Annotated in this window: 18 protein-coding genes; 7 read left to right on the forward strand and 11 right to left on the reverse strand. The window is 58.9% G+C overall.

Going from position 1 to position 25,434, the window contains the following annotated elements:
- Positions 1–15: 15 nt before the first annotated feature.
- Genes ACUZ9P_RS03115 through ACUZ9P_RS03130 form a run of 4 tightly spaced genes read right to left on the reverse strand, consistent with a single transcriptional unit; the run spans position 16 to position 7,413 of the window.
- Complete coding sequence (locus ACUZ9P_RS03115) at positions 16–1,425, reverse strand: oligosaccharide flippase family protein (RefSeq protein WP_449248611.1); 1,410 nt, start codon at positions 1,423–1,425, stop codon at positions 16–18.
- A gap of 9 nt (positions 1,426–1,434) precedes the next feature.
- Positions 1,435–2,403, reverse strand: a complete 969-nt coding sequence (locus ACUZ9P_RS03120; RefSeq protein ID WP_449248612.1) for an HlyD family secretion protein — start codon at positions 2,401–2,403, stop codon at positions 1,435–1,437.
- Positions 2,403–3,863 carry a TolC family protein gene (locus ACUZ9P_RS03125; RefSeq protein ID WP_449248613.1) on the reverse strand — a complete coding sequence of 487 codons (1,461 nt, stop codon included), beginning with the start codon at positions 3,861–3,863 and terminating at the stop codon, positions 2,403–2,405. The genes ACUZ9P_RS03120 and ACUZ9P_RS03125 overlap by 1 nt, the downstream gene beginning before the upstream one ends.
- A 52-nt stretch (positions 3,864–3,915) precedes the next feature.
- On the reverse strand, positions 3,916–7,413 hold the full coding sequence (locus ACUZ9P_RS03130; RefSeq protein WP_449248614.1) for an acyltransferase domain-containing protein: 3,498 nt from the start codon (positions 7,411–7,413) through the stop codon (positions 3,916–3,918).
- 325 nt (positions 7,414–7,738) lie between these two features.
- Here ACUZ9P_RS03130 and ACUZ9P_RS03135 point away from each other — a divergent pair, with 325 nt between their 5' ends.
- The 7 genes from ACUZ9P_RS03135 to ACUZ9P_RS03165 all read left to right on the forward strand — a co-directional run bounded on the left by ACUZ9P_RS03135 (position 7,739) and on the right by ACUZ9P_RS03165 (position 16,365).
- The gene (locus ACUZ9P_RS03135) at positions 7,739–9,058 is read left to right on the forward strand and encodes an aminotransferase class I/II-fold pyridoxal phosphate-dependent enzyme (RefSeq protein WP_449248615.1); all 1,320 of its coding nucleotides are present in this window, start codon (positions 7,739–7,741) and stop codon (positions 9,056–9,058) included.
- 225 nt (positions 9,059–9,283) lie between these two features.
- A complete protein-coding gene (locus tag ACUZ9P_RS03140) occupies positions 9,284–10,600 on the forward strand; it encodes a glycosyltransferase family 4 protein (protein WP_449250225.1) in 1,317 nt (438 codons plus the stop codon).
- Complete coding sequence (locus ACUZ9P_RS03145; RefSeq protein WP_449248616.1) at positions 10,597–11,616, forward strand: glycosyl transferase family 1; 1,020 nt, start codon at positions 10,597–10,599, stop codon at positions 11,614–11,616. The genes ACUZ9P_RS03140 and ACUZ9P_RS03145 overlap by 4 nt, the downstream gene beginning before the upstream one ends.
- Positions 11,617–11,733: 117 nt before the next feature.
- Positions 11,734–13,092: a glycosyltransferase family 4 protein gene (locus tag ACUZ9P_RS03150; protein WP_449248617.1), complete on the forward strand. Its 1,359-nt coding sequence runs from the start codon at positions 11,734–11,736 to the stop codon at positions 13,090–13,092.
- The gene (asnB, locus tag ACUZ9P_RS03155; protein ID WP_022659744.1) at positions 13,080–14,996 is read left to right on the forward strand and encodes an asparagine synthase (glutamine-hydrolyzing); all 1,917 of its coding nucleotides are present in this window, start codon (positions 13,080–13,082) and stop codon (positions 14,994–14,996) included. The genes ACUZ9P_RS03150 and asnB overlap by 13 nt, the downstream gene beginning before the upstream one ends.
- A 91-nt stretch (positions 14,997–15,087) precedes the next feature.
- Positions 15,088–15,948: a zinc metalloprotease HtpX gene (locus ACUZ9P_RS03160; RefSeq protein WP_449248618.1), complete on the forward strand. Its 861-nt coding sequence runs from the start codon at positions 15,088–15,090 to the stop codon at positions 15,946–15,948.
- A 24-nt stretch (positions 15,949–15,972) separates the two neighbouring features.
- Entirely contained in the window at positions 15,973–16,365 is a 393-nt protein-coding gene (locus ACUZ9P_RS03165) for a DVU_2496 family lipoprotein (protein ID WP_449248619.1), read from the forward strand.
- Positions 16,366–16,445: 80 nt separating this feature from the next.
- Here the strand turns inward: ACUZ9P_RS03165 and ACUZ9P_RS03170 are convergent, their stop codons facing one another.
- The 7 genes from ACUZ9P_RS03170 to ACUZ9P_RS03200 form a co-directional block, all read right to left on the reverse strand.
- Positions 16,446–17,309: a class I SAM-dependent methyltransferase gene (locus ACUZ9P_RS03170; protein WP_449248620.1), complete on the reverse strand. Its 864-nt coding sequence runs from the start codon at positions 17,307–17,309 to the stop codon at positions 16,446–16,448.
- Between the two features lie 265 nt (positions 17,310–17,574).
- On the reverse strand, positions 17,575–18,762 hold the full coding sequence (gene argJ / locus ACUZ9P_RS03175) for a bifunctional glutamate N-acetyltransferase/amino-acid acetyltransferase ArgJ (RefSeq protein ID WP_449248621.1): 1,188 nt from the start codon (positions 18,760–18,762) through the stop codon (positions 17,575–17,577).
- Between the two features lie 222 nt (positions 18,763–18,984).
- On the reverse strand, positions 18,985–21,063 hold the full coding sequence (fusA, locus tag ACUZ9P_RS03180; RefSeq protein ID WP_298996054.1) for an elongation factor G: 2,079 nt from the start codon (positions 21,061–21,063) through the stop codon (positions 18,985–18,987).
- A gap of 102 nt (positions 21,064–21,165) precedes the next feature.
- Positions 21,166–21,636, reverse strand: coding sequence for a 30S ribosomal protein S7 (rpsG, locus tag ACUZ9P_RS03185; protein WP_022659738.1), 471 nt, complete (start codon positions 21,634–21,636; stop codon positions 21,166–21,168).
- A gap of 110 nt (positions 21,637–21,746) precedes the next feature.
- Positions 21,747–22,118, reverse strand: coding sequence for a 30S ribosomal protein S12 (rpsL, locus tag ACUZ9P_RS03190; protein WP_008683436.1), 372 nt, complete (start codon positions 22,116–22,118; stop codon positions 21,747–21,749).
- A 184-nt stretch (positions 22,119–22,302) separates the two neighbouring features.
- Positions 22,303–22,647 (reverse strand): DMT family transporter, encoded by a 345-nt coding sequence (locus tag ACUZ9P_RS03195; RefSeq protein WP_022659737.1) that lies wholly within the window; start codon positions 22,645–22,647, stop codon positions 22,303–22,305.
- 123 nt (positions 22,648–22,770) lie between these two features.
- The gene (locus ACUZ9P_RS03200; protein ID WP_449248622.1) at positions 22,771–25,434 is read right to left on the reverse strand and encodes a valine--tRNA ligase; all 2,664 of its coding nucleotides are present in this window, start codon (positions 25,432–25,434) and stop codon (positions 22,771–22,773) included.

A 25,434-nucleotide genomic window follows, 5' to 3' on the forward strand; every position in this document is an offset into this window, starting at 1 on the left:
CAGTCCAGATGCGCATCAGGCAAGCGCAGCTTTTTCAAAAGGCGGCGGTGGTCTCCAACGCCAGAACAAGGCCAACAAAGGCACAACGCCTGCCAGTTCTGCCAACTCACGCGGCGCAACCAGCCCTATCCCCCACCACATTCCTACGCAGGCGGCGCAGGCGGCAAGCATGAGTCCCCACTGCCCAGCCGACATGGGGCGCGCGGCCCACTGAAAATAGCCAACTGTAAGCAGGGCCACCCAAACCTTGGTAATGGTGAGGGACAAGGCCGCACCTTCAAGGGGCATGGCAGGAATGAGAGTAAAGCAGCATATCAGATTGCACACCAGGCCCGTGAGATAAAATACCAGGAGCAGCCGATGTTGGCGCATGCCGATCATGGCGTATGCCGCGAGGTTGTGCAAAAAAGCCGTTGCCAGGCAAGGTGTAAGCAAACGCTGAGCGGTGACCGCACTTTGGTAGTTGGGGCCGTAAATCAGGGGAAGAAAGCGGTCGCTCTCCACACAGATAAGAAAAATAATGGGCAGCGATGCGGCCCAAAGGGAGCGTGCTGTCTGACCGGCCAGCTGGCGGAAAGCGGCTTTGTCCTGCTGCCACAGTTTTGCCAGCAGCGGAAAAATCACCTTGCCCAGCAATGCGCTGGAAACAAGCACCGACAGGCCTTCAACTGTTTCCCAGGCAACGCCGTAGCCGCCCACATCGGCATTTCCGCCATACTGCTTAAGGAAAATGACGTTGATCTTGTTATAAAACATGGCGCAGCCAGCCATGCAGGTAAAGATAAGGCCGTGCTTCATGTGACGGGCCAGATCTTTCATGCCATCAAGACCAACACCTGCCAGAGGATTGCGTTGCAAGGCCAGCAAAGCAAAAATGATGCACAGTACCGATTCCATGGGTTTGTAAAGGGCAATCACAATGGGCGGCGCTCCAAGCACCACGCATGCAATGCCAAAGCCAATGCCCATCAGTGCGGAAGGCACACGGATGCGCATTTCCACATCCTGCCGCCCCCGCGCCTGGCAGAGCGCAAAAAACGAATCGCTTACACCGTCCAGCCCCAGACCAGCGGCAATGCAGATGACCACAAGCCGCAGCTCTGGTGTATAGTTTTGCCAGCCAGTCACAAGCCATGTAAAGCAGAGGGCCAGAATAAGCACAACTAGCTTGAGCCAGGTGACTTCACCCAGCAGGGCCACCGGCCGCCCTTCGCGTCGGGCAAATGTTGAGAGCAGAAAATCGTTAAGCCCCACGTCGGCTACGGTTTTCACCAAGTAGCCGAACGTGAGCGCCAGCACGACCTGCCCCAGAATGTCGGGGCTGCGGCGTGCAAGAAGAATGGTAAAAGCGGTCCACGCCAGGTCGCGCGTCCACTGCGCACCCAGAATGTACCCCAATCGTCGGGGGATGCTTTTCAGCTTCATGAAACGGGTTTACCTGCTCCCTTTGAATCGCACCACAGCCTTGAACCCGGGCTTGAGTTCCAGACCAGGATTGGGAACAGTAATCTCCACCGTGTAATATGAAGGGGTTGAAACATTCATGTCATTAGAAACCCAGGAAATTTCATTCACAGTACCGTTGAACTTCTTGTTGTTCAGCGAAGGAATTTCAACTTCCACCGAGTCGCCAGCCTTGATGCCGCTGATTTCGGCCTCGTAGACGGGCACCTGGATCAGCACGGGATCAAGCCGCCCCACACGCACGGGCGTGGTGCCAGCGGCCAACAGGGAACCGGGGTTGAGCGTTGCATCAAGCGACAGCACATAGCCGTCAATGGGAGAGGTAAGCGTAAGCGAGGCAGGCAGGCGCTCGCCTTCCTTGATGGTCGTGCCGAAATAGCCGCTCAGTTCTTCGAGACGGGCGGCAAAGTTCTGCTCAGATTTCTGGATGGTCACAGTCAAAAGTTCAATGCGGCGCTTCAGGGAGTGCACATCGTCTTCCAAACGGCTGGATGCCTGGGCAGAACCAAGCCCCGAGGCTGCAAGCTGCCGGGCCTTGTTACGCTGGGCGGCAGTTTCTGCAAGCTTGCGGTCAAGATCAAGCACCTGCCCCCTCAGATTCTCGGTAGCAGCCCCGGTGGTCACTTCTCTTTGCAGCACCCGCTCGGCCTCTTCCTGAAGGTGGTACCGCATCAGCGGGGCACCCTTGGCAATGGCTTCGCCGGGCTTGACCAGCACCTCGTCCACAACGGCGTTAAAGGGCACAGGCACAGCGCGCGTGACAGTAGTAACTACCTTGCCGGTCAGAATGGTCGCTCCAGCGCCTATGGATCCATTGTCCGCAGCAGAGGCTGCGTTCTGAAACATCAAAAAAGCAGCAAGCAGCATGACAGCAGACAAGGCTGCGGCAAAACTACGACGCCTCCCCTGCGACAGCGTTTTCTTATACATACCCAGCATTACAGCAACTCCTTAGCAGGCAGGCCGAGGAAGCGCTGGGCCAGCGAATTGGACAGATCCATCCACTCAAGCTGGGCCAGTTTATAGTCAAGCTCGGCATTGATGTAGGCTATGCGCGCCTGAACCATGTCTTCCTGCTTGGAGGCCATGTCGGGCAACTGCGCAATACCTTCGTGGAAAGAAATCTGGGCTTCCTTGTACTGCATGCTGGCCGTATCCAGACGGGTCTTGGCGAGCTTGAGTTCCGTTTCGGCCAGGGCTACCCGCTGCTCGCTCTGGAGCCATTTGTTGGAGTAGTCCGTACGCTTGCGGGCCAGTTCGTGGAAGGCCTGGGCCTTGCCCATGCGCGCAGTCTGCACGCCACGGTATCTGCGCCCCCAGTCGATAAGCGGAAAGTCGAAGGTCAGGTGCAAAAATGTGTCTTCAGTCCCGCTCGGGGGCTGATACTGGCCCGCCGGAGGATTATTGTTCACGGCAATGGACATGGTCGGCATATACTGGGCCCAGGCGACCATGATATTGTAATCGCCCAGGGTCACCTGTCCGCGGAGCAGCAGGTCATCTTCTGTGGCAGGCCAGCGTTCTTCCCAGGTGAGCTTGCGGCCATCAAAACCAGCCAGTACGGAATCAGCGCTCTTGGTATCCACCTCAAGCCTCTGCTGCGGCTCAACGCCAGCAAGAATCTTGAGCTGCGTGCGCTGCATGACTTCCCGCATCCGGGTCTGCTCCAGCTTGAGTTCAAGCTCGCGCTGGTGCTGAATGGCCATGTTGAGCGAGACCCCCTGTCGGCCATCAACAGCCTCAACCTTCTTCCAGTAATCCACAAGCTCCTTGCCAAGCGGCAGCAGCTCTTTCTGCGCTTCCACAATCTTCTGCTGGGCCTGAAGCTGGAGATAGGCCTCGCCAATCTTGCCAATGGCCTTGCCCACGGCTTTGCGGTGGGTGGAGATTGCCAGATTGACCATGGCGGACTGCACCTTGTGCTCAAAATAGGTGGCCATGGGATTGGGAAAGGCAGCGTAAAAGCCCACACGGAACCGGGCCTGGCCGTAATCGCTGGGCGTATCCTTGTTGTCCATATTATACCGGGTCAGGTTGTTGGACACGGTAAAATTCATGCGAGGCTCGGGAAGGTACTTCCACACGGCGTCCGTCTGGGCAAGACGCTTGATTTCAATATTCACGGCGCTGTTGACCAGGGCAGGCGACTGCTGGATGGTCAGGAACACGCAGTCTTCGAAGGAAAAAACCTTCTTGGGATCATAGAGGTTCGGCACTGCGGCTTCAAGCTTGGCCTTGTTTTCAACAGGCACGCCTGGGGCTTCTTCAAGCCAGTGCTTGGCGGGAAGTTCCGGCGACTTGAGCCCGGCCTTGTTGGAACAGGCTCCGGCAAGCAGGGCCGCCACAAGCAGCAGCGGCAGGAAAAGACGTGTAGTAAGGTTTGCTTGTGCAGTGAGCATCTGGCACCCTTCGCGCCGTTGCGCTTTGCGCGACGCTGAGCAGATTGAGTGTTTATGCCGAGGGATTCACGACAGGGGAAAGCCCGGCCTGATCACTTCGGTCAAATTCAAGATGGTGAATTGTCAAAAAAACATGCCCTTCCTGATCAACGACCTGCGCGTCAAAACGACGCAGCCGTGCATTGGCCCAGGAACGTTGCATCAATATGCGCAAAGGGCCAGCAGCACGGGCAGGCCCGATGCGGATAAAGCCCACAGCATGCAAAGCCCACTCCTGCATGGCGGCAGCAAGAGCGGCAGTGTCTGAAAAATCCTTGGAGTATTCGGATGTTATGGCAAGCCATGCAGCCTGCAATACGCCCTCCACCACAAGCATGTCGCCAGTATAGCCAGAATCAGCTCCGGGGGCAATGCATGTATGGGGCAAACTCAACGCCCCAGAAAACAGGTCATCGGGCAGCGTGCAGAAGTTTTCCACAAAGTGCCACTCACGGCCAAGCCCGGCTGCTTTATAAAACGGCGCAGTGTCCAGTGCAGGACTTGCCGCAGAGGCAGCCGCAGGCACCTCTTCCCATAGGGGGCGCACACTGCTGCGATGGGCCGCAAGCCACACCATCCCCTCGCTTACCGGTGCATACTGGGCAGTATGCCTGCCGTTGGGCGTCAAGCCGCGCACTGAAAGCTCACTGCGGCACATGCGCGTCATGACTTTTTCCTGCAGCAGCCAGGGTTCGGCCTCAGCTGTCACCCGGCATTCGCGAGTAATGCCGGGCGGTAATTCCGGCGCATCAAAAAAACGCAAATCGCAAAAGCCAGTAACTGTCAGCCAGGGCAAAGCTTGCCTCGAGCTTTCGAGCATGGCCTCCAGACTGCGGCAAACCGGCAGGCGTGGCGTATCAGACCCAAGACAGTTGCCCTGCTGCGCTCCGTGCAGGGCCAGCGTTTTGTCGGCAAAATGCGAAAAATGGCAGCCTCCCTGGAACAGGGTGGCGGTTGAGCGGTATGCAGGTTGCAGCTCGGGAAACACCAGCGGGAACCTCAATGGATTCTCCTTGATGATGTCCCGAATGGACGGTTCCTCGCAAACGACCTGGCCGTCAATGGCTCCTGGCCGTACCCAGAGCACTTGTTCGGCTGTGCCGCAAAGAATTTCACGCGCCAGCATGTCGCCCCATTCGTCAAGGCTTGCTCTTTCAGGGCCGTGCAGCATGCGGATTGCCCGCACCGCCACACCATGAGCGTGAGCCGCCGCATTCAGAGCTTTTTCCAGCGGGGCGTCAAAAATACAGTTCTCCACTTCGGGCGGCAGCACGGAGCAACTGCCGACAAAGCGCAAGCCGTGCGGCACGGCGGCCGCAATGGCCGCTTCCATCAACGTACCAAGATGCTCCGGCGCAGCATGTGGCGGCACATCATCGGCAGAAGGCGCAACCATGATGCCAGCCGGGACAGGCGGCACAAAAAACAACCCGTCCACTCGGCCTTGTGCCTGCGCGAAATCTGCTACGGCCGTCTGCAACTGACTGGCTACAAGAGCGGTTTCGCCGCCTTTTTCCAGGTCGATATCAAGCGGCACCAAACTTGCCCCGGCCTTGGCAAGGGGCGCACACCGCTCAAGCAGCGGCTGGGGCACACCCAGCACGCATCCCAAAGGTGCAATGCCGCTCAGCAGGCGGGGCAATATATGAGCGTCCAGCACGCAGAGAAGCACCACATCGCCAGGCTGCAGATTTATCCCGGAAGCACTGGGATCAAGCGGCAGTGGCTCAAGGCGCAGCGCGTTATTGCTCCCAACAGCGGGCAAGGCTTTAAGGGGGGCAAACCTGCGCAGAGGCTCCGCACAGAGCTTTGCAGTTGCGCTGGCCCTTTCTGCGGTATGTTCAGCCTGCCCAGAAAACGCCGAACCGCCGGAAAGCACCCGGCCAAGATCTCCAATGGTTGATACCTGCAGCAGATCTTCAAAATTGACGGCAATGCCAAGGGCCTTTTCCACATCCTGCACAATATGGGGAAAGCGGCTGGAGCGCAGGGCAAGATCATACCGCAAGTCCATTTCTGGGCGCAGATCTTCAACCGGCCTGCCGCAGGCTTGCGCCAGAATTTGCAGAACCACCGCCATGCTTTCGGCATAGGATGCCATTGCAGGAGCGGAATCCGGCGCAACGGCAGCAGAATCGGCGAATTCAGCCGTTGCTGTTTCCATAACACTGGATTGCGGTGCATCTGATGCCGCCGAAGCGCAGGCATTTGCACCATTGCCAACCACAGCGGGGCGTAAACCGCAGTGGGGCGCCGGTTTGCAGGCCAGCATGCGGGCTTCGCCGCCGCTTGCCGCCTGCCCTGCCCGCCGGGCCACGGCATCACGCCGCAGATACCCCAGCGAATACAGACGGGCGCAAGCCTGACGCATGCCCTCGACCTCTTTCCCCTTGCGCCCTGCGGTCAGGCATTTTGCCTGCGGCTCATTGTCAGCCACAAGGCTGCACAGCGTATCTTGCGGGCCAAGTTCAAGAAAATACCGTATGCCCTCACGGTTCCACATGGTCTGCACAGATTCTGTCCACCGCACGGAATTTTCATCAAGATCGGCGATGTACTGCCAGATGGAGGGCTGATCCTCTGGATAGAAATCTGCGGTAATACCGCTCAGCATAGGTCTTTCGGGCGCAGACATGTCGAGGGCGCTCAGGCGACGCAAAGAAATGTCGCGCAACACGCGCATGCTGGGATGATGAAAAGCCAGGCTGACATTGAGCACAATGGCAGGGATGCGGCGCTTGCGCAGGCTTTTACGGGCTTCCTGCAACACCCCGCGGGGGCCGCTCAGAATAAACTGATGCGGCGTGTTGTAATTGGATACGTACAGGGCGGGCCATGTGGCGCAGGCTTCGTTGATGATCTCGGCATCTGCATGCACGGCCATCATGCCTGTTTCGCGGGAGGCCCCTGCCTCCAGCTCCGACATGTGTACGGCGCGCGTGTCCAGAATATACCATGCCACTTCAGGGGCCAGTATGCCCGAAAAACAGAGTGCGATCATTTCGCCAAGGCTGTGGCCGCAAAAAAGCGAAGGATTCAACCCCAGCGAAGCCAACACGCTCCACTGGGCATACTCCAGCATGAATACGTAAGGAGATTGCCAGCGGGTAAGGCTGATTTTCTCCACGCCCGTTTCATCCATGAGGCCAAGAACATCCCAGTCCGCCACGGCGGCAATGCGATCCATGGCCGCTCGTGCTGCGGGGAAATTATCGTACAGTTCGCGGCCCATTCCGGGCCAGACGGCCCCAAGACCGCAGCACATAACTGCCAGAGGCGGCGGGCCGTCAACCCGCTCCGGCGCAATCCACAGGCCGCGAGCTTCCAGCCGGGCAAGGGCTTCGGCATCGGGATTTGCTGGCAGAGCCAGTAATTCCTGCCGCCATGCGGGGTTGATGGCACCGATGCGCCACTGCTGGCCAGCCTGTTGCAGGTCGGCATAACGCACGCCATCAAGAACTATTTCGTCTTGGAGGGTGCCTGGAACTGGATTTTCGTAGTCCTGACGCATATCTTTGTGCCTGTAAAGGGCCAAGGCCCGGCAACCCGACAGGGCCGAGGCAGGGCAAAAGGGGGACATAGCAGCCGCTTGGGTAAAGGATTATGTTAGTAGATATCATCATGCTTGTCCAGACAGTGCCCGCAAACTCTTTTACCACGCAGCCCAACAGAACAGCACTGCCTGCAAAGCTTTCAACAGAGCCGCCCCACACGTGACTTGCCATAATATCTTGCTTTGGCTATACTGACGCCTTACAATGTTGCGCCTGCCGGATTTCGGCCCTCATCTGGCCCACCAGGCACGGCTTTTTTGGACAAATTTACGAGGACGAGGCATGAAGAACAACCATTCCTATCAGGCTGGCCAAGAGGCGGTGCAAACTCCCGCCGCCGCCGAAAGCAGCGCTTCCGGATTTAACCGCACGCGTTCCAAGCTCGCCTTTGATCGGCTTGTGGAAATGGGAGCCAAGATGGGGATGGAAAATCCTCTGTTTCTTTGCCATGAGCGCGCGGCCAAGGCCACCACGTTCATCTCCGGCAAAGAATATCTCAATTTTTCCACGTACGACTATCTGGATATCAACGCTCACCCCGAGATCACCGCTGCCGTCAGCGAAGCCGCTGCCATTTACGGCACCTCTGCTGGCGCCAGCCGCCTGGTCGGCGGCGAACGTCCGCCCCACCGTGAGCTTGAGCGCGCCTTTGCCGACCTGTACGGGGTGGAAGACTGCATCATTTATGTGAGCGGACACGCCACCAACGTCTCCACACTTGGCTTTCTTTTCGGCCACCGCGACGCCATCTTCCACGATGGCCTGGCTCACAACTCACTGATTCAGGGCGCACGGCTTTCCGGCGCATCGCGCTACTCATACGCCCACAACGATTGCGATGCTCTTGAAGAAATGCTCAAGGCCAAACGCGGCGAGCACAAGCGCGCCGTTATCGTTACCGAAGGTCTGTTCAGCATGGACGGCAACATCCCCGATCTGCCGCGCATCATTGAACTGAAAAAACGTTACGACTGCATGCTGCTTGTGGATGAAGCCCACTCCCTTGGCGTGCTTGGCGCAACGGGCCGTGGCGCGCACGAACATTTCAATATTGATCCTACCGATGTGGATATGTGGATGAGCACGCTCTCCAAATCCATGTGTGGTTGCGGCGGCTTCATTGCTGGCAGCCACGAGCTGATCGAATTCCTCAAGTACGGTTCGCCGGGCTTTGTTTTCAGCGTGGGCATGCCCCCCATTATCGCCGTGGCCTGCCACAAGGCTCTGGACATCATGCTGCGCGAACCCGAGCGGGTGCACAAGCTGCAGAAGATTTCGCACTTCTTTGTGGACTACGCCGCCAGCATTGGCCTTGATACGGGCGCGGCTCAGGGATACGCCGTTGTGCCGGTCATGGTGGGCGACCCCATGGTGGCGGGCTTTTTGTCCAACGCACTGTTCAAGCGCGGCATCTATGTGATGCCCATCACCTTCCCTGCTGTCAAAGAAGGCACTGACCGTCTGCGTTTCTTCCTTTCAGCAGCCCATACGGAAGAACATATCCGCACGGCGCTGGATGCAGTGAAGGAAGAAATCCCCAAGGCCTGGGCCATTGTGGACGACTACAAGCGCCAGAACGCCAGCGAGAGCGGGCAGGCGTAACTTCATAGCGACCCGTGTTGCGTGGTCGAACTGTCGCTTGAGCGGGCGTTACATCGCCCGCTTGAGGATCGCAACGGTGCGATTGTGAGACATGTTCGCATTTTCGGGCAGATGGAACCTCCGTCTGCCGTGCCGGGCCAAGTGGCCCGGCTCTTGTTTGCAGCGGAGAAAACCATGACGCATATTGACGGCGCAGAAGCAGAGCAGAGCGCATCACAACCGAAAATGGACGCCTTGCCGGTTGTTGCCTATGTTCTGCTTTGGTTTCCCCTCTCCTCCGAAACGTTCATCTTTCGCGAGGTGGTGCAGCTTATGGCGCGGGGATTGCCTGTGCGCGCCTATACCATGTATGGTAAAAGCCTGAGCGGCTGTAGCGAAGAAATGCGCAAGTTTACCGGGCCGGTGGAACGCATGGGCGTTGGCGGCACAGTGCGCATTCTCCGGGCTTTCATACGTGCGCTTTCACGCAATCCGCTTAAGGTCTGGGGCCTCATGCGCATGGGATTTTTCCATCGCATGCGCAACATGGAGTCTCTGGGTGAAAATCTGTGGTGCTTCATGGCAGGCTTTTTGCTCGCCGAATTGTGCGTGAGGGATGGCGTCAAGCTTATCCACTCCCCGTGGGCCAACGGCCCGGCAACGGCATCATGGGTGGCTTCGCGTCTTACAGGCATTCCCTTTGCCTTTACGGGCCGCGCTGGCGACATCTACCCGGAAGACGGCCTGCTGCGGGAAAAATCTGCAGACGCGCTCTTCATCCGCACCAACAACCACGCCAATGTGAGTTGGCTGCGCAAGTTCTGCCCTGTCGGGCAGGAATATAAAGTTCACGCCATTTACAACAGCCTTACATTTACCCCCAAGGGGCAGTGTGCAGTCAGCATGCGCCCCCCTTACCGTCTGCTGGCGGTGGGGCGTTTTGCGCGCACCAAGGGATTTCCCGACCTGCTCTCCGCCATGGCGCGCCTGCAAAGAGAAAATGTGCCTGTGAGCCTTACCCTCGTGGGCAATGGGCGCTGGAGGCTCAAGCTCATGGGTATGCGTGATCGGCTGGGCCTTAAAAATATCGTGCACATGCCCGGTTTTATCCCGCACGATCAGATCTGCGGCTACATGCTCGACCACGACATGCTCATCATGCCGAGCGTTGTCCATTCCAACGGCGACCGCGACGGCATCCCGAACGTGATCATGGAAGCTCTCTCGCACGGCATGCCCGTTATTGCCACAGACGTGTGCGGCATCTCCGAAGTAATCATCAACGGAGAAACCGGTCTGCTTACCCCGCAACGCAACCCGCGCGCTCTTGCCGATGCCGTACGGTATATGGTTGAAGACCGGGAGCACGCAAGCCGCATGGCCGAGGCAGGCCGCGCCCGCGTTGAAAAAATGTTTGACCGGGAAAACAACATCACGGCCCTGCTGCGCCTTTATGTGGATGAAAGCCGTCGTTACTGGAGCCATTCCGGCGGACAGACCGGGAGCACTGCGGAGGACGACATCCCTGCCGCCATGAAAGCCGAAGCGGCGGGTCACGCATGAGCGTCAAACAGCCGCTCTATCTGGCCGTCAGTCTGGATGTTGAAGAGGAAGGCCTCTTTGGCGGACACTACGCCCGCCGTGGCTTTTCCACGCGCAACACCGCCAGCCTGAGAGCATTGACCCCTTTCTGCACCATGGGCGTACGCCCCACGCTCTTCTGCGCCCACAGCGTATTGGCGGATAAAACATCCCACGAGACCCTGGCATGGTTGCGTGACGAGCACCACGCAGAAATTGGCGCGCACCTGCACCACTGGAACACGCCGCCTCTGGCACTGGACGGGTCGGAGCAAACCCTGCCCGACATGTCCGACAGCGTACCCGCAGCAGCACTGTCCAACGACCTGTTCGCCGCCAAACTCGCTGCGCTTATGAAGGCAGGCCGGGCAGTGCAGAGCGCGCCGCTCACTTCCTTCCGCATGGGCAGATGGGATCTCCACCGCCAGCACTGGCCTCTTTTGGCCGCCGCAGGCATCCTTTGCGATGCATCAGTGCGCCCCCTGCACTGCGCGCCCACGCCACTGCAGGGTCCCAACCATTTTGACGCGCCAGGCACACCATACTGGGTTTCAGTGGGAGACGACAGAATTTTTGAAGTTCCTCTTACCGTGACCCCTCTCGTTCCGCGGCTTCCGGCCCTGTTGCGCAGCGTGTCCGGCCCGGCTGGCAAAAAAATACGCGCCAGCCTGAAAAACTGGGGAGCGCTGGCTCTGCTGCCAGTTTACCATCCCCTGTGGGCGATGTGCGCCATTACAAAAATCTTTGCGGCCCGTGGCGGACGGGTGCTTTCTCTGACTTGGCATTCATCAGAAATGATGCCCGGCGGCACGCCTCACCTGCCTGACGCCGTAGCTGTGGCGCGCTTCACTCGCAAGGTTGCCGACTGGCTCAACTGGCTGCACAGACATTACAGTGTGCGGTGCGTGACCATGGACGAGCTACGCTGCGAGCTTGGGCCAACAGCCCCCACCCTGCTGGGCAATGGCGACTGGACCGGAGAACCTACAAATCCATAGTACTGTTTTCCAGAAAAATTTTACAAGAAAACCTTGATCATACATGCATAAAGAGGCGGCGACAGCCTTAATACCCAGCAACCCGCTGAGAAAAGCCCGCCGCATTTGGAGACAACCATGACGGAAACCAGCACCAAGGCCTCCCGCCCCGTATTCAAGACGGGCCTGCCCCACGTGGCCTATGTTCTGCTGTGGTATCCGCTGTTTACACAGCCCTTTATCTTCAGGGAAGTGGAAGGCCTCAAGGGGCTGCTGCCGCTTTCCGTATACAGCCTGTACGGCCCCAACCTGCGCCACTGTTCCAACGAAATGCGGGCCGTGGCGGGAGAAACGCACACCTACGGCATGCGTGCTCTGGGGCGTGTGCTTGGGGAATGCTTCCGGCAGATTGCGCTGCATCCGTTGCGCTCCGGGCGCCTCTTCCGCAGGGCCATATTCCGCCGCTGGCGCAGCTGGGAAACCTTGGGTGAAAATCTTTGGGCATTCTGCACCGGCATGTATCTGGGCCGTCTGTTCAGCGAAGCTGGCATAGACATGGTCTACGCTCCCTGGCCGCGCGGCACTGCCACCGCTGCCTGGGTTGCCTCGCAGATCGCCGGGTTGCCCTTTGCCACCGCCGCGCGCGGAGACAATCTGGAGCCAGCCGACCCGGACCTCGGCGACAAGCTGACCGCAGCTTTCTTTGTCCGTGCCAACAACGAGGCGGACAAAACCCGTATCGAAGTTTTTGCCCAGGGGCAGGCCAAGGGCAAGGTGGAGCTGATCTACAACAGCCTTACCCTGCCGCCCTTGCCAAAAGCTGAAACAGCCGCAAGCGTTGCCGCACCCAAGGCACAGGAAGATGCCCAGGCACAGCAGCCCATGGAGCGCCCCGTGCGTCTTCTGGCTCTGGGGCGGTTTGACGTTACCAAGGGTTTTGACGTGCTGATCAAGGCCTGCGCCATCCTGCGCGACAGGGGCGTGGATTTCAGGCTTACCCTTGCTGGCGGCGGCGGCGCGGTTATGGGTCTTGGGCGTATGGAAGCAGAAATATTGCGCCTGCGCGAGGAGCTGCGGCTTGAAGACCGCGTGCTGCTGCCCGGCATCATTTCGCACAACGAACTGCCGCACATTCTGGCCGAGCACGACATTTTTGCAGCGCCCTGCGTGGTGCACGAATCTGGCCGCCGCGACGGCATTCCAAACACGGTTATTGAGGCCTTGGCCTACGGCCTGCCCGTGGTGAGCACCACCGTCAACGCCCTGCCTGAAGTGGTGATCAACGGTAAAACCGGCCTTGCCGTGCCGCCCAACGACCCCGAAGCTCTGGCCGATGCCCTGCAACGCCTTGCCGATGACGACGCCCTGGCTCAGGAACTGGCGCGCAATGGCAAGCAGCTTGCGGCGGATATGTTTGACCCGACCCGCAACAATCGGCGTCTGGCAGATATTTTCATCAAACATTACACGATCTGGAAGCAAAAATGTGCGGTATAGCGGGCATTTGCCAAGTTGACGCCTCGCCTCTCACTCCCGAAGCCGGGCAGTGGGTCAAGGCCATGACCGATCGCATGTCCCATCGCGGCCCCGATGGTGAAGGACAGTGGAGCAGCGGCCCGGTCTGCCTTGGGCACAGGCGGCTCTCCATCATCGACCTTTCCGGCGGCGGTCAACCCATGCACAGCGCCGATGGTCAGATGACCGTCACCTTCAACGGTGAAATATACAATTATGCCGAGCTCAAGGAACAGTTGACCGCCCTTGGCGGACAATTTCAGACCAGTTCCGACACGGAAGTCATTCTTGAGGGCTACCGCATATGGGGGCCGGACTGTCTGGCCCGCTTTGACGGCATGTTTGCCTTTGCCCTGTGGGACAACCAGCAGCGCCGTCTGTTCTGCGCCCGCGACCGCTTTGGCAAAAAGCCATTTTTCTATACCGTGCAGCACGGCAGGCTGTATTTTGCCTCCGAACTGACCGGGATTGAACAGTTGCGCCATCTGAGCCTGACCATGAACCCGCAGGCCGTTATGCGCTATCTGGCCTACGAATATGTGCCCACGCCGCACAGCGTCTACACAGAGGTGCAGAGCCTGCCGCCTTCGCACATGTTGCTGCTGCAGGATGGCAATCTGAGCATTTCTCGCTACTGGGATATGCCCATGCCCGATGAATCCGACAGGCGCAGCGACAATGAGCTTTGCGAAGAACTGCGCTTTCTGCTCTCACGGGCGGTGCGCCGCCGTATGGTCAGTGATGTGCCGCTGGGCGTCTTTCTTTCCGGCGGCATTGATTCTTCCATTGTGGCGGGGCTCATGGCCCGCCAGTCTTCCACGGCCATCAAGACCTTTTCCATCGGCTTCAGCGAGGCCAGCTACGATGAGTCGCGCTATGCCCGCATCGTGGCCAAGGCCTTTGCCACCGACCACCATGAACGCGTGCTTTCCGCCGAGGAATGCGCAGATACCCTGCCCGGCATCATCAGCCGCATGGACGTGCCAATGGCGGATGCGTCCGTGGCCCCCACATGGCTGCTTTCCGGCGTCACGCGCGAAAAGGTCACCGTGGCTCTTGGCGGCGACGGCGCGGACGAACTGTGGGCGGGGTACGAACACTATATCGGCTTCAAGGTTGCCCAGTGGTACAATGCTGCCCCCTCTGCGCTGCGCAAGGGCATCATAGAACCGCTTGCGCAATTGCTGCCTTCCTCTGCGGGGTACATCAACCCCCGCCTGGCCGTTGCCACATTCCTGCGGGCGGCGCATGCCCCGGCATGGCAGCGGGTGCAGACCATGCTCACGGCCTTTACGCCCGACATGCAGGAATCCATTCTGGATAGCGCTTTCAAGGCGCAACAGCCCGGCTTTTTGGCTCCCGAAGTTCTCTTTGCCCCCACGCGCGAACACTATGACCACTGGCAGCCGCAAAACGCCGCCACGCCGCTTGCCCGCGCTTTCCACGTGTATGCCCGCCAGTTCATGCTTGATGATATCCTGGTCAAGGTTGACCGCTGCTCCATGCTGCACAGCCTGGAGGTTCGCGCGCCGTTCCTTGACAAGGATGCGGCGGAGTTTGCCGCACGCCTGCCCGTGAGCAGGAAGCTGCACGGCTTCAAGCGCAAGTGGCTGCTCAAAAAGGCTTTTGCCGAGCTGCTGCCGGATGAAATCCTGTACCGCAACAAACGCGGTTTCCAGATTCCTGTGGCAGAGTGGCTGCGCGGCCGCATGCGGCCCCTCATGGAAGACCTGCTGAGCGAATCCACCCTGAAGGCGCAGGGCATATTCAACCATCAGGCGGTTCGCGCCCTTATGGACGAGCATGTCTCCGGCAGGGCCGACCTGCGCAAGCCCCTCTGGACGCTGCTGGTCTTCCAGCTGTGGTGGAGGGCTCGCCATCCCTGAGCCTGCCCCGCTTGCCACCATCAACAGAGTGCTTATACTGAAAGAAGCATGCGGAAAACCCGCAGCTTAAATCTGCTTGAGAGGAAAATGCATGACCAGCCAGATCAAGACTGTTCTTCTGCTCGCCCTGCTTTCCGGCATTATAATCATGCTTGGCGGCCTGATGGGCGGGCGCACAGGCGTTATCTTTGCCTTTGGCCTAGCCCTGATCATGAACGTGGGCAGCTACTGGTATTCTGACAAGATAGTGCTTTCCATGTACCGCGCGCGCGAGCTCGCACCGGAGGAAGCACCATATCTGCACAAAATTGTGGAAGAACTTGCCCACAATGCGGGCATTCCCAAGCCGCGCATCTGCGTGGTGCCTGAAGAAGCTCCCAATGCTTTTGCCACGGGACGCAACCCGGAAAATGCCGTTGTTGCCGTCACGGAAGGCATCATGCGCCTGCTCTCGCCCGAAGAACTGCGCGGTGTGCTGGCGCATGAAATCGGGCACATCGTCAACCGCGACATCCTTATTCAGACCATTGCGGGCGTTATGGGTTCCGCCATTGTGACCCTTGCCAATATCTTTCAGTTTACGGCCATTTTTGGCGGCAACCGGGACGAAGAAGGCGGCGGAACCAACCCCATTGCCGCCATTGCCATGGCCCTGCTGGCACCCATGGCTGCCGGGCTTATCCAGATGGCGATTTCACGCTCGCGCGAGTATCTGGCGGACGACACTGGCGCCGCGCTTTGCGGTCAGCCCCTGGCCCTTGCCGGGGCGCTGAACAAGCTGGGCATCGCCAGCGGCCAGATCCCCATGCAAGAAGGCAACCCCAGCACGGAACAGATGTTCATTGTGACCCCCATGTACGCTCATGGCGGCATGGCAAGCCTCTTCAGTACCCATCCGCCCCTGGAAGAACGCATTCGCCGTCTGCGCGAAATGGCCGCTTCGGGGCGCTGAAACCACAGCACAATGAGGTAGATGATGCACGTACGCCTTGTTTGCGCCGCCCTGCTGAGCCTTGCGCTGATAGCCTGTAACAAGGCCCAGCCAACGCAGGACACTACGCCCCTTCCTCCGGTCGAACCATGCCCCTTTGTGTACGTCTACGCCCCTGGCAACTACATTGTAGATATTGCCAGCGGCTCGGAAGTGATTCTTGACCCCGGCGTACAGGAGTTCGACCTGTTCTGCTCGCCTGGCGAAGCACGGGCGGCTGTAAATGAAGCCGTGCGGCTCGGTGTTCTGAACGAGGGAGACTGGCGCATCTACCGACTTGAAGGCTCCATGGAAGAGATTGGCCAACGGCAGCGCAATAACCAGCATACCCTTACCCGCATGACCCAGATTGTGGACTGGGTGGCTGAAGGTTTCTAAACGCCGCATATGAATGAATTGCAAAAGCTCCGGGCATGAAAAATGTCCGGAGCTTTTTTGTCTGCACTGGCACACGGGGCTCAGTTTTTACGAAAAACCATGGTCATCATATTGCCCCAGAATGGCGGCGACATCCCTTCCGGTTCATCACCCCTTTTTCTGGCTTCTATGGCCTTGTACAGCGTCTGAATATCCTGTGGCGGGTCCGCATAAGGAGTTTCCTCATAAAAGAAGGTCTGCCCGGCTGTGGCGCAGCCCTGCGTTGCAAACTCTGCCGCCAGCGACTGCGGCGTGTACCCCACGCAATCACATGGGGTTAAACTGAAGCGAAATCTGTTGCGGTACACCTGGTGACAAAACGCTTCCATGTTGGGCTGCGCGGTCACGTACACATGGCCGCCAGGTGCGAGCAGGGAAGCCGCCTTGCTGAAAAAACGGCGCGGCGCATGCACATACTGCAATACGCCGCGAAAAATAATCAGGTCGTAACCGGGGGCTAAGTCCAGATCAGGGAAATATCCCTCCTGAACAGGATACCGCTGCGCGGCCTTTAGTGCCGCCTCGTGCCCAAATTCCACACCATGGCACTCGTGCCCGGCAGCCGCGAACCAGTCCAGAAACAGGCCATCCGCACAGCCCACATCCAGCACCCTGGCCCCGGGTTTCAGAAACTGGGCGATATACGCATAGTCCACCGCGTACATGCGCTGCCGCTGGGCACATTCTGCTTCTACCGCGCAGTGTTCACGGTTCTGATAATCCTGCCAGTAAGCAGACAAACCTTCGGGGTTAAGGCGATGGTCGCAATAGTACCCGCCGCAAGCGCACTTTTGCGCCATTACTCCCCCGCCGACCTCATAGACTACCTGACTCTGTCTGCTGCCACAGACAGGACAGGCGTCAACATTTTCCAGATAGCGCCGTTCAAAAAACTCTTCTTCCATAATTCCCTCCTCAAAAACACTAAAGCTCCTCCGGCCTGCCTGTCCAGTATGTCTGCATGAACTGGAGGCAGAAATTATGACGTGCAGAAAAATCGTATCTTCATCCAGCATGGAAGGCGTAAACGCATGGGCGCATCCTTCCATACCAGGCAAGTATTTGTGAAAATATAGGAAGATACAGCAAAAGCCCCGCAACGCACAGACAAGGTCTGATGCGGTGCAGGGCTTGATACGGTCAATAACAGTGTGAAGTGGTGGAGAAGCCTTACGAACGGTAGTCAGAGTTCAGGGTCACGTATTCATGACCAAGGTCGGAAGCCTGGAAATTGTAGAAACCGGAACCGCCGCCCAGATCAATCTCCACCTGCACGTCCTTGACCTTGAGCAGTTCGGCCAAGGCGTCTTCCTTGTCTTCATTGACAGGACAGCCCAGGCGGAAGCGCTCAATGCCGCACAGCTTCATGCTGACCTTGGCGGGGTCAAACTTCGCGCCGCTGTAACCAACAGCCGTAACGATGCGGCCCCAGTTGGCATCGCCGCCGTAGATGGCGGTTTTTACCAGCTGTGAATGCCCCACGCTGCGCGCCACGGTGCGGGCATCGTCATCACTGGCGGCACCGGTCACGGTGATGTGGATAACCTTGCTGGCTCCTTCACCATCCATAACCAGCATATGCGACACAGTGCCCAGAATGTCGGTAAGCGCTTCTTCCAGCAGTGCCAGATCAGCCGCACTTTCAGCGACAACGCCAGACGCGCCGTTGGCAAGGCCCAGAATGGTGTCGTTGGTCGAGGTGTCGCCGTCAACGCTCACCCGGTTGAAGGTCTTTTCCACGGCACGGCCAAACATGGCCTGCCAGGGATCGCGCGCCACCTTGGCGTCTGTAAGCGCCACGCAGAGCATGGTTGCCATATTGGGGCAGATCATGCCCGCGCCCTTGGCCATCACGGTAAGGCGCACAGTGCCGCCTGCAAGCGTAACCTCGCGCATGGAAAATTTGGGAAAGGCATCCGTGGTCATAAAGGCGCGGGTAAAGCCCTCCGCATCGCGGGTGCCGATATTGCTGACCAACTTGGGGACGGCATCAAGCCACAGATCCATTTTGAGATGCGCGCCCACAACGCCAGTGGAAAGGGGCAAAATTTCATCGGCCTCAAGCCCGCTAAGGCCAGCCACCATAGCCTGCGTGGCGCGGCAGTTGGCAAGCCCCTCAGCACCGGTGCAGGCGTTGGCCTGTCCGGAATTGGCAAGAACTGCGCGCGCGGTGCCGCGACTTGCCAGTATTTCCTGGCACACAAGCACAGGTGCGGCCTTGAACAGGTTCTGGGTGAACATTCCCGCCAGCACAGCGGTTGTGTCTGAAACTATAATGCCAAGGTCGTCCCGGCCAGCCTTTTTGAAATTGGCAGCCGCAGCCCCAGCCCTGAAACCCTTTGGCAGATCGTCCTGCATCACCTACTCCATCACATCGTTGACTGTGCCGTGATGCCCCGGCAAAGAGCGAAGCTTCACGCAATATAGCAAACCCATATTTCCGTTAGCGCAGAATGCCCTTTTCTGGCCCTGCCAACAACAGCTAATTTCAGTGCCTGCCACAAACCAGACGGGGGAGAAAGCTTGCCGCTTCCTCCCCCGCCGTATAAAGCCCTGAGCGGCTAGGCCGCCAGACTCAGATTATGTACGGCTCTTCTGGATTTCTTCGGCAATGGCCTGGGGCACGCGTTCGTAGTGATCGAACTGCATGGTGAAGGTGGCGCGGCCCTGAGTGCGCGAACGCAGGTCAGTGGCATAGCCGAACATGGCGGAAAGCGGCACCTGAGCGCGCACGCTCTGCGCGCCGCCAGCGCGGGCTTCCATGCTCTGCACGCGTCCACGACGGCCATTGAGGTCGCCCATGACGTCGCCGAGGTATTCTTCAGGCGTAACCACTTCCACGTCCATGATGGGTTCGAGCAGCACAGGGGTGGCCTTGCGCATGCCGTCCTTGATGGCCATGGAGCCGGCCACGTAGAAGGCCTGTTCCGAAGAGTCAACTTCGTGGTACGAACCGAAAATGAGCTTGACCTTCACGTCCACGACGGGGAAGCCAGCCAGCACGCCGGACTTCAGGGCATCGTTGATACCCTTGTCCACTGCGGGGATGTATTCCTTGGGAATAACGCCGCCGGAGATGGCATTGACGAACTCATAACCGTTGCCGGGATTGGGTTCCACTTCAATGACAACGTGACCGTACTGACCACGACCACCAGACTGCTTGGCGTACTTGAGGTCCGACTTGGCAGGCTTGGAAATGGTTTCGCGGTAGGCAACCTGGGGCTTGCCCACGTTGGCGTTCACGCCGAATTCGCGGGTGAGGCGGTCAACGATGATTTCCAGGTGCAGTTCGCCCATACCGGCGATCAGGGTCTGGTTGGTTTCATCATCGCCCTTCACGCGGAACGAGGGATCTTCCTTGGCCAGCTTGTTCAGAGCGGCGGAAAGAGCGTCGCGGTCGGCCTTGGTCTTGGGCTCGATGGCAACTTCGATAACCGGATCAGGAATGTTCAGCGATTCCAGAATGACTTCACGTTTTTCGTCGCACAGGGTGTCGCCGGTGGAGGCGTTTTTCAGACCCACCAGAGCCACGATGTCGCCAGCGCCAGCCCATTTCACGTCTTCACGCTTGTTGGCGTGCATCTTCAGGATGCGGCCAATGCGTTCGCGCTTGCCGGTGTTGGCGTTGTACACGGTCATGCCGGATTCAAGGAAGCCGGAATAAATACGGAAGAAGGACAAGTGACCGATGAAGGGGTCGGAGAAAAGCTTGAACACCAGACCGGCAAGGGGTTCCTTGTCGTCGCAATGGCATTCCACAATGTCTTCGGGCTTGCCAGCAACGTGGCCGGGCATGGCCGGGATGTCCACCGGAGAAGGCAAGTAGTCCACCACCGCGTCCAGCAGGGGCTGCACACCCATGTTGCGGAAGGCGGAACCCAGCAGCACCGGCACGATGTTGCGGGCAATGGTGGCCTTGCGGATGCAGGAGATGATTTCTTCTTCGGAAAGAGTCTCGCCGGCAAGGTACTTTTCGAGCAGGGCTTCGTCTTCCTCTGCCACGGCTTCCAGCATCTCGTGATGCTTTTCGTCGTAAAGATCCTTCATTTCGGCAGGCACGTCTTCAACGCTGAATTCCGCGCCCTTGGAGCTTTTGTCAAAACGGATGGCATGCCCGCGCACCAGATCCACCACGCCTTCAAACTTGTCTTCGCTGCCGATGGGCAACTGCAACGGCACGGCCTTGGCGCCAAGACGGTCGTGAATCATCTCCACGCAACGGAAGAAGTTGGCGCCGATACGGTCCATCTTGTTCACAAAGCAGATGCGGGGGACATTGTAGCGGTCAGCCTGACGCCACACGGTTTCAGACTGGGGTTCCACGCCGGCAACGGCGTCGAACACGCACACGGCACCGTCGAGCACGCGCAGCGAACGTTCCACTTCAATGGTGAAGTCCACGTGGCCGGGGGTGTCGATGATGTTAACGCGGCAGTCTTTCCAGAAGCAGGTGGTGGCGGCGGAAGTAATAGTAATGCCGCGTTCCTGTTCCTGCTCCATCCAGTCCATGGTGGAGGCGCCGTCGTGCGTTTCGCCGATCTTGTGATTAACGCCGGTGTAGAAAAGAATGCGTTCGGTGGTGGTAGTCTTGCCTGCGTCAATATGGGCCATAATGCCGATATTGCGCTGTTTGTTTACAGCAACGGTGCGGGACACGGTGTTTCCTCCATACTGCGGATGCGGTGTGGTGCAAAGCCGACGCCGCTTCCTTGCGGACGCGGCGTCGGGCTGAATTCAGATAAAAAACGGAAGGCCCTCTTACCAGCGGTAGTGAGCGAAAGCCTTGTTCGCGTCGGCCATACGGTGCGTGTCTTCACGCTTTTTCACCGCGCCGCCGCGTCCGTTGAAAGCATCCAGCAGTTCGGCGGAAAGCTTGGCAGTCATGCCTTTTTCACCGCGCGAACGGGCATAGTTGATAAGCCAGCGGATCGACAGGGAAACCTGACGTTCCGGGCGCACTTCCATAGGCACCTGGTAGGTGGCGCCGCCAACACGGCGGGCCTTGACTTCCATGTGGGGCTTCACATTGTCCAGGGCCTTTTCAAAGGCGCGCATGGGTTCTTCGCCCGACTTTTCAGCCAGGGTCTCAAGGGAGCTGTAGAAAATCTTTTCGGCTGCACCCTTCTTGCCGTCGAACATAAGCCTGTTCACAAACTTGGTGACAAGGCGGCTGGAGTACAACGGATCGGGCAGCACTTCCCTCTTCGGGACAGGACCTTTACGGGGCATGGGGTTTCTCCTTCATGCTTGATTTGCGGCGGCACCAAACCCCGCGGCGACCGGCGCTCCCCAGGGGAAGCAGCCAGGCGGGCCGCATGGCACGCGCCGAAAGAATAAAACTACTTGGGACGCTTGGCGCCGTACTTGGAACGGCTCTTGCGACGATCGGCCACGCCGGACGTATCAAGGGTACCGCGCACGATGTGGTAACGGACACCGGGCAAGTCTTTTACACGACCGCCGCGGATGATGACCACGGAGTGTTCCTGAAGGTTGTGGCCTTCGCCGGGGATGTAGGCCGTAACTTCGATACCGTTGGTCAGGCGCACACGGGCGACCTTACGCAGAGCCGAGTTAGGCTTTTTCGGGGTGGTGGTGTAAACGCGGGTGCAAACGCCACGGCGCTGCGGGCAAGCCTGCAGGGCGGGGGTCTTCTTGCGCTTCACCACGGCCTTCCGCTCAATGCGGATAAGCTGGTTAATCGTGGGCATTATTTCCCTCCATATGGGATATTGCGCTCAAAAAAGAGCTTTTTGAACGACAGGACATAGCGTGTCCGCCAGGGCCTGTCAATAGGCAGACCTCGGCAGGCACGCGCACAAAAAATTTATTTTTATACCAAAGGCTGACAAAAAAACAAGCTGTTAGCCAACGGGCGGCATCAGTAAGCTCGTTTTAGTGGGGCATGGAGCCTGAAAAAAAATGTATGACAAGTACCCCAAGCACAATCAGCCCGAGGCCGAGGCAGGCGGCAAGATCAAGCTTCTGCCCGAAAACCAGCAAGCCCAGAAGCGAAACCAGCACAATGCCAATGCCGCTCCAGATGCCGTATGATATGCCCATGGGCACGACATTGAGCACCTTGGAAAGCAGGTAGAATGAAATACCGTAGCCGAGCAGCGAAGCAAGGGTGGGCAAAAGACGGCTCATGCCCTCCGAATGCTTGAGACAGGCCGTGGCCCCCACCTCGACCAGAATGGCCGCTCCAAGCTGAACATATGCCAATGCGGCAGGAGTCATACCAACCTCTTTTGTATACAGGGGCAGCAAGGCTACCCTCAGGAACTGCGGCGCGGACAACAGGCAACCGCCCGCCGTCCGCGCCGCATATTCAGACCGGAAACCCCTTGGGGCGACAGCCGGTTATTCTTCGTTCAGGGCCTCGGCAAAGCGGGCACGCAGGGCCTGCATTTTTTCCTTGGCATCCAGCAGCTTTTCGGCGCGTTCACGCTCGCGGGCCACCACATCCGCAGGGGCGCGGCTCACAAAGCTCTCGTTGCTCAGCTTCATGTTCACGCCCACCACGTCTTTTTCAAGCTTGGCGATTTCCTTGTCCAGACGTGCCAGCTCGCCGTTCAGATCCACAGCGCCCTTGAGGGGCACAATAACCTGGCAGCCTTCCACCACCGCAGAGGCCGAAGCCTTGGGCGCGTGTACATCCGCGCCGATGGTGAGGGTTTCAAGCCGCGCCAGGGTGGCCATGCACTGACTGCTGGCCTCGAGCAGTTCGGCCTGGGCCGCGTCCACAGGGTGCAGCATGAGGCTGACCTTGTGGCTGGGGCTGATGCCAAGTTCCGCCTTGATGGTGCGCACGGCCACAATGATGCCCTGAATCAGTTCCATGCGACCGGCTTCCAGCGGGCGCTGGCAGGCCGGGCGAGCGGCGGGGTACAGTTCGCGGGCGATGTCTGTGGCCTTTTCGCCAGCCGCCACGGGCAAGGCGGCCCATATTTCGGCGGTCACAAAGGGCACGATGGGGTGCAGCAAGACCAGCAGCTCGCGCAGGGCCAGCCACAGCACATACTGGGCCTCAGCCTTGCGTTTGGGGTCTTCAGACTGCATGTCGGGCTTGATAAGCTCAAGATACCAGTCGCAGAATTCATTCCACAGGAATTTGTAGCCCAGCTGCGCCGCATCGTTGAAGCGGTAGTCGGCCAGGGCCTTGTCCATATCCTGCTTGACCACTTCAAGCCGGTGCAGCAGCCACTGATGGTGCAGGCCGGGAACCGTCTCGGGAGCCACCGGGGCCGGGGCTTCTTCCGGCAGGTTCATGAGGGCGAAGCGGGCCGCGTTCCAGAGCTTGTTCACAAAGTGGCGGTAGCCCTCGATGCGCTCCTCGGAAAGACGGATGTCGCGCCCCATGGCGGCAAAGGCCGTCAGGGTAAAGCGCAGGGCATCGCAGCCGTATTTGTCGATCATTTCCAGCGGGTCGATGACGTTGCCCGTGGATTTGGACATCTTGCGGCCAGAGGAATCACGCACAAGGGCATGCAGATACACATCCTTGAACGGCACTTCGCCCATGAAGTGGATGCCCATCATCATCATGCGGGCCACCCAGAAGAACAGGATGTCAAAGCCCGTAACCAGCACCGAGGTGGGGTACCAGCGGCGCAGATCCTTGGTGTCCTCAGGCCAGCCCATGGTGGAGAAAGGCCACAGCGCGGAGGAGAACCACGTGTCCAGCACGTCTTCTTCCTGCTTCAGCGCGCCGCCGCACTTGGGGCAGACTGCGGGGGCGTCTTCGGCCACCACCAGTTCACCGCAGGATTCGCAGTTCCAGGCCGGGATGCGGTGGCCCCACCAAATCTGACGGCTGATGCACCAATCGCGGATGTTATCAAGCCAGTGATAGTAGGTCTTGAGCCACGTTTCGGGAAAAATCTTGGTCATGCCGGGCACGGCGTCGCGCGCGGCAGGGGCCATCTTGGTGGCGGCCACAAACCACTGCGTGGAAACGTGCGGTTCGACCACCGTATGACAGCGGTAGCAATGGCCCACGGCGTGATCGATTTCTTCTATGCCCTCAAGCTGCCCGGCGGCTTCAATATCGGCCACGATGCGGGTGCGGCATTCTTCCTTGGCAAGGCCCGCATAGGCCCCGGCTTCGGCGGTCATGATGCCGTTTTCGTCAATGGCCTTGAGGAAGACGAGGTCGTGCTTCTTGCCCAGCATCCAGTCGTTATGGTCGTGGCAGGGCGTCACCTTGAGCGCGCCTGTGCCGAATTCGCGGTCAACATAGGCATCGGCGATAATGGGGATCTCGCGCCCAAGCACGGGGACCACGGCCTTTTTGCCTATGAGGGCGGTGTAGCGCTCATCTTCGGGGTGCACGCAAATGGCGGTATCGCCGGGGATGGTCTCGGGCCGGGTGGTGGCAATGGTGATATGCCCGCTGCCGTCGGCCAGCTGGTAGCGCACCTTCCACAACTTGCCCCGGCTCTGCTCGTGTTCCACTTCGTCATCGGCAAGAGCCGTATGGCAGCGCGAGCACCAGTTGATGATGTAGTCGCCCTTGTAGATCAGCCCTTCATTGTAGAGCTGCACAAAAACCTTGCGCACGGCTGCGGAAAGGCCTTCATCCATGGTGAAGCGCAGACGCGTCCAGTCCACGGAATCACCAAGGGCGCGCGCCTGATCAAGAATACGGTGGCCGTATTCATCGCGCCATTCCCACACCCGGTCGATAAAGGCTTCGCGGCCAAGATCCTTGCGGCTCTTGCCTTCCTTGGCCAGGGCGCGTTCCACCACGTTCTGCGTAGCAATGCCCGCGTGGTCGGTGCCGGGCACCCAGAGCACGTTCTTGCCCTTCTGGCGGGCGTGACGGCAGAGCACGTCAATAAGTGTATGGTTGAGCGCATGCCCTATGTGCAGCGCGCCCGTGACGTTGGGCGGCGGAATGACAATGGAATACGGCTCGCCGGGAGCGTCCGGATCGGGCGTAAAGGTTTTGTCATCTTCCCAGTGCTTGCGCCACCGGGCTTCAACGTCATGGGGCTCATAGCCCTTGGGTAGCGTATCCGCCAT

It is taken from the genome of Desulfovibrio intestinivivus (assembly GCF_053570665.1).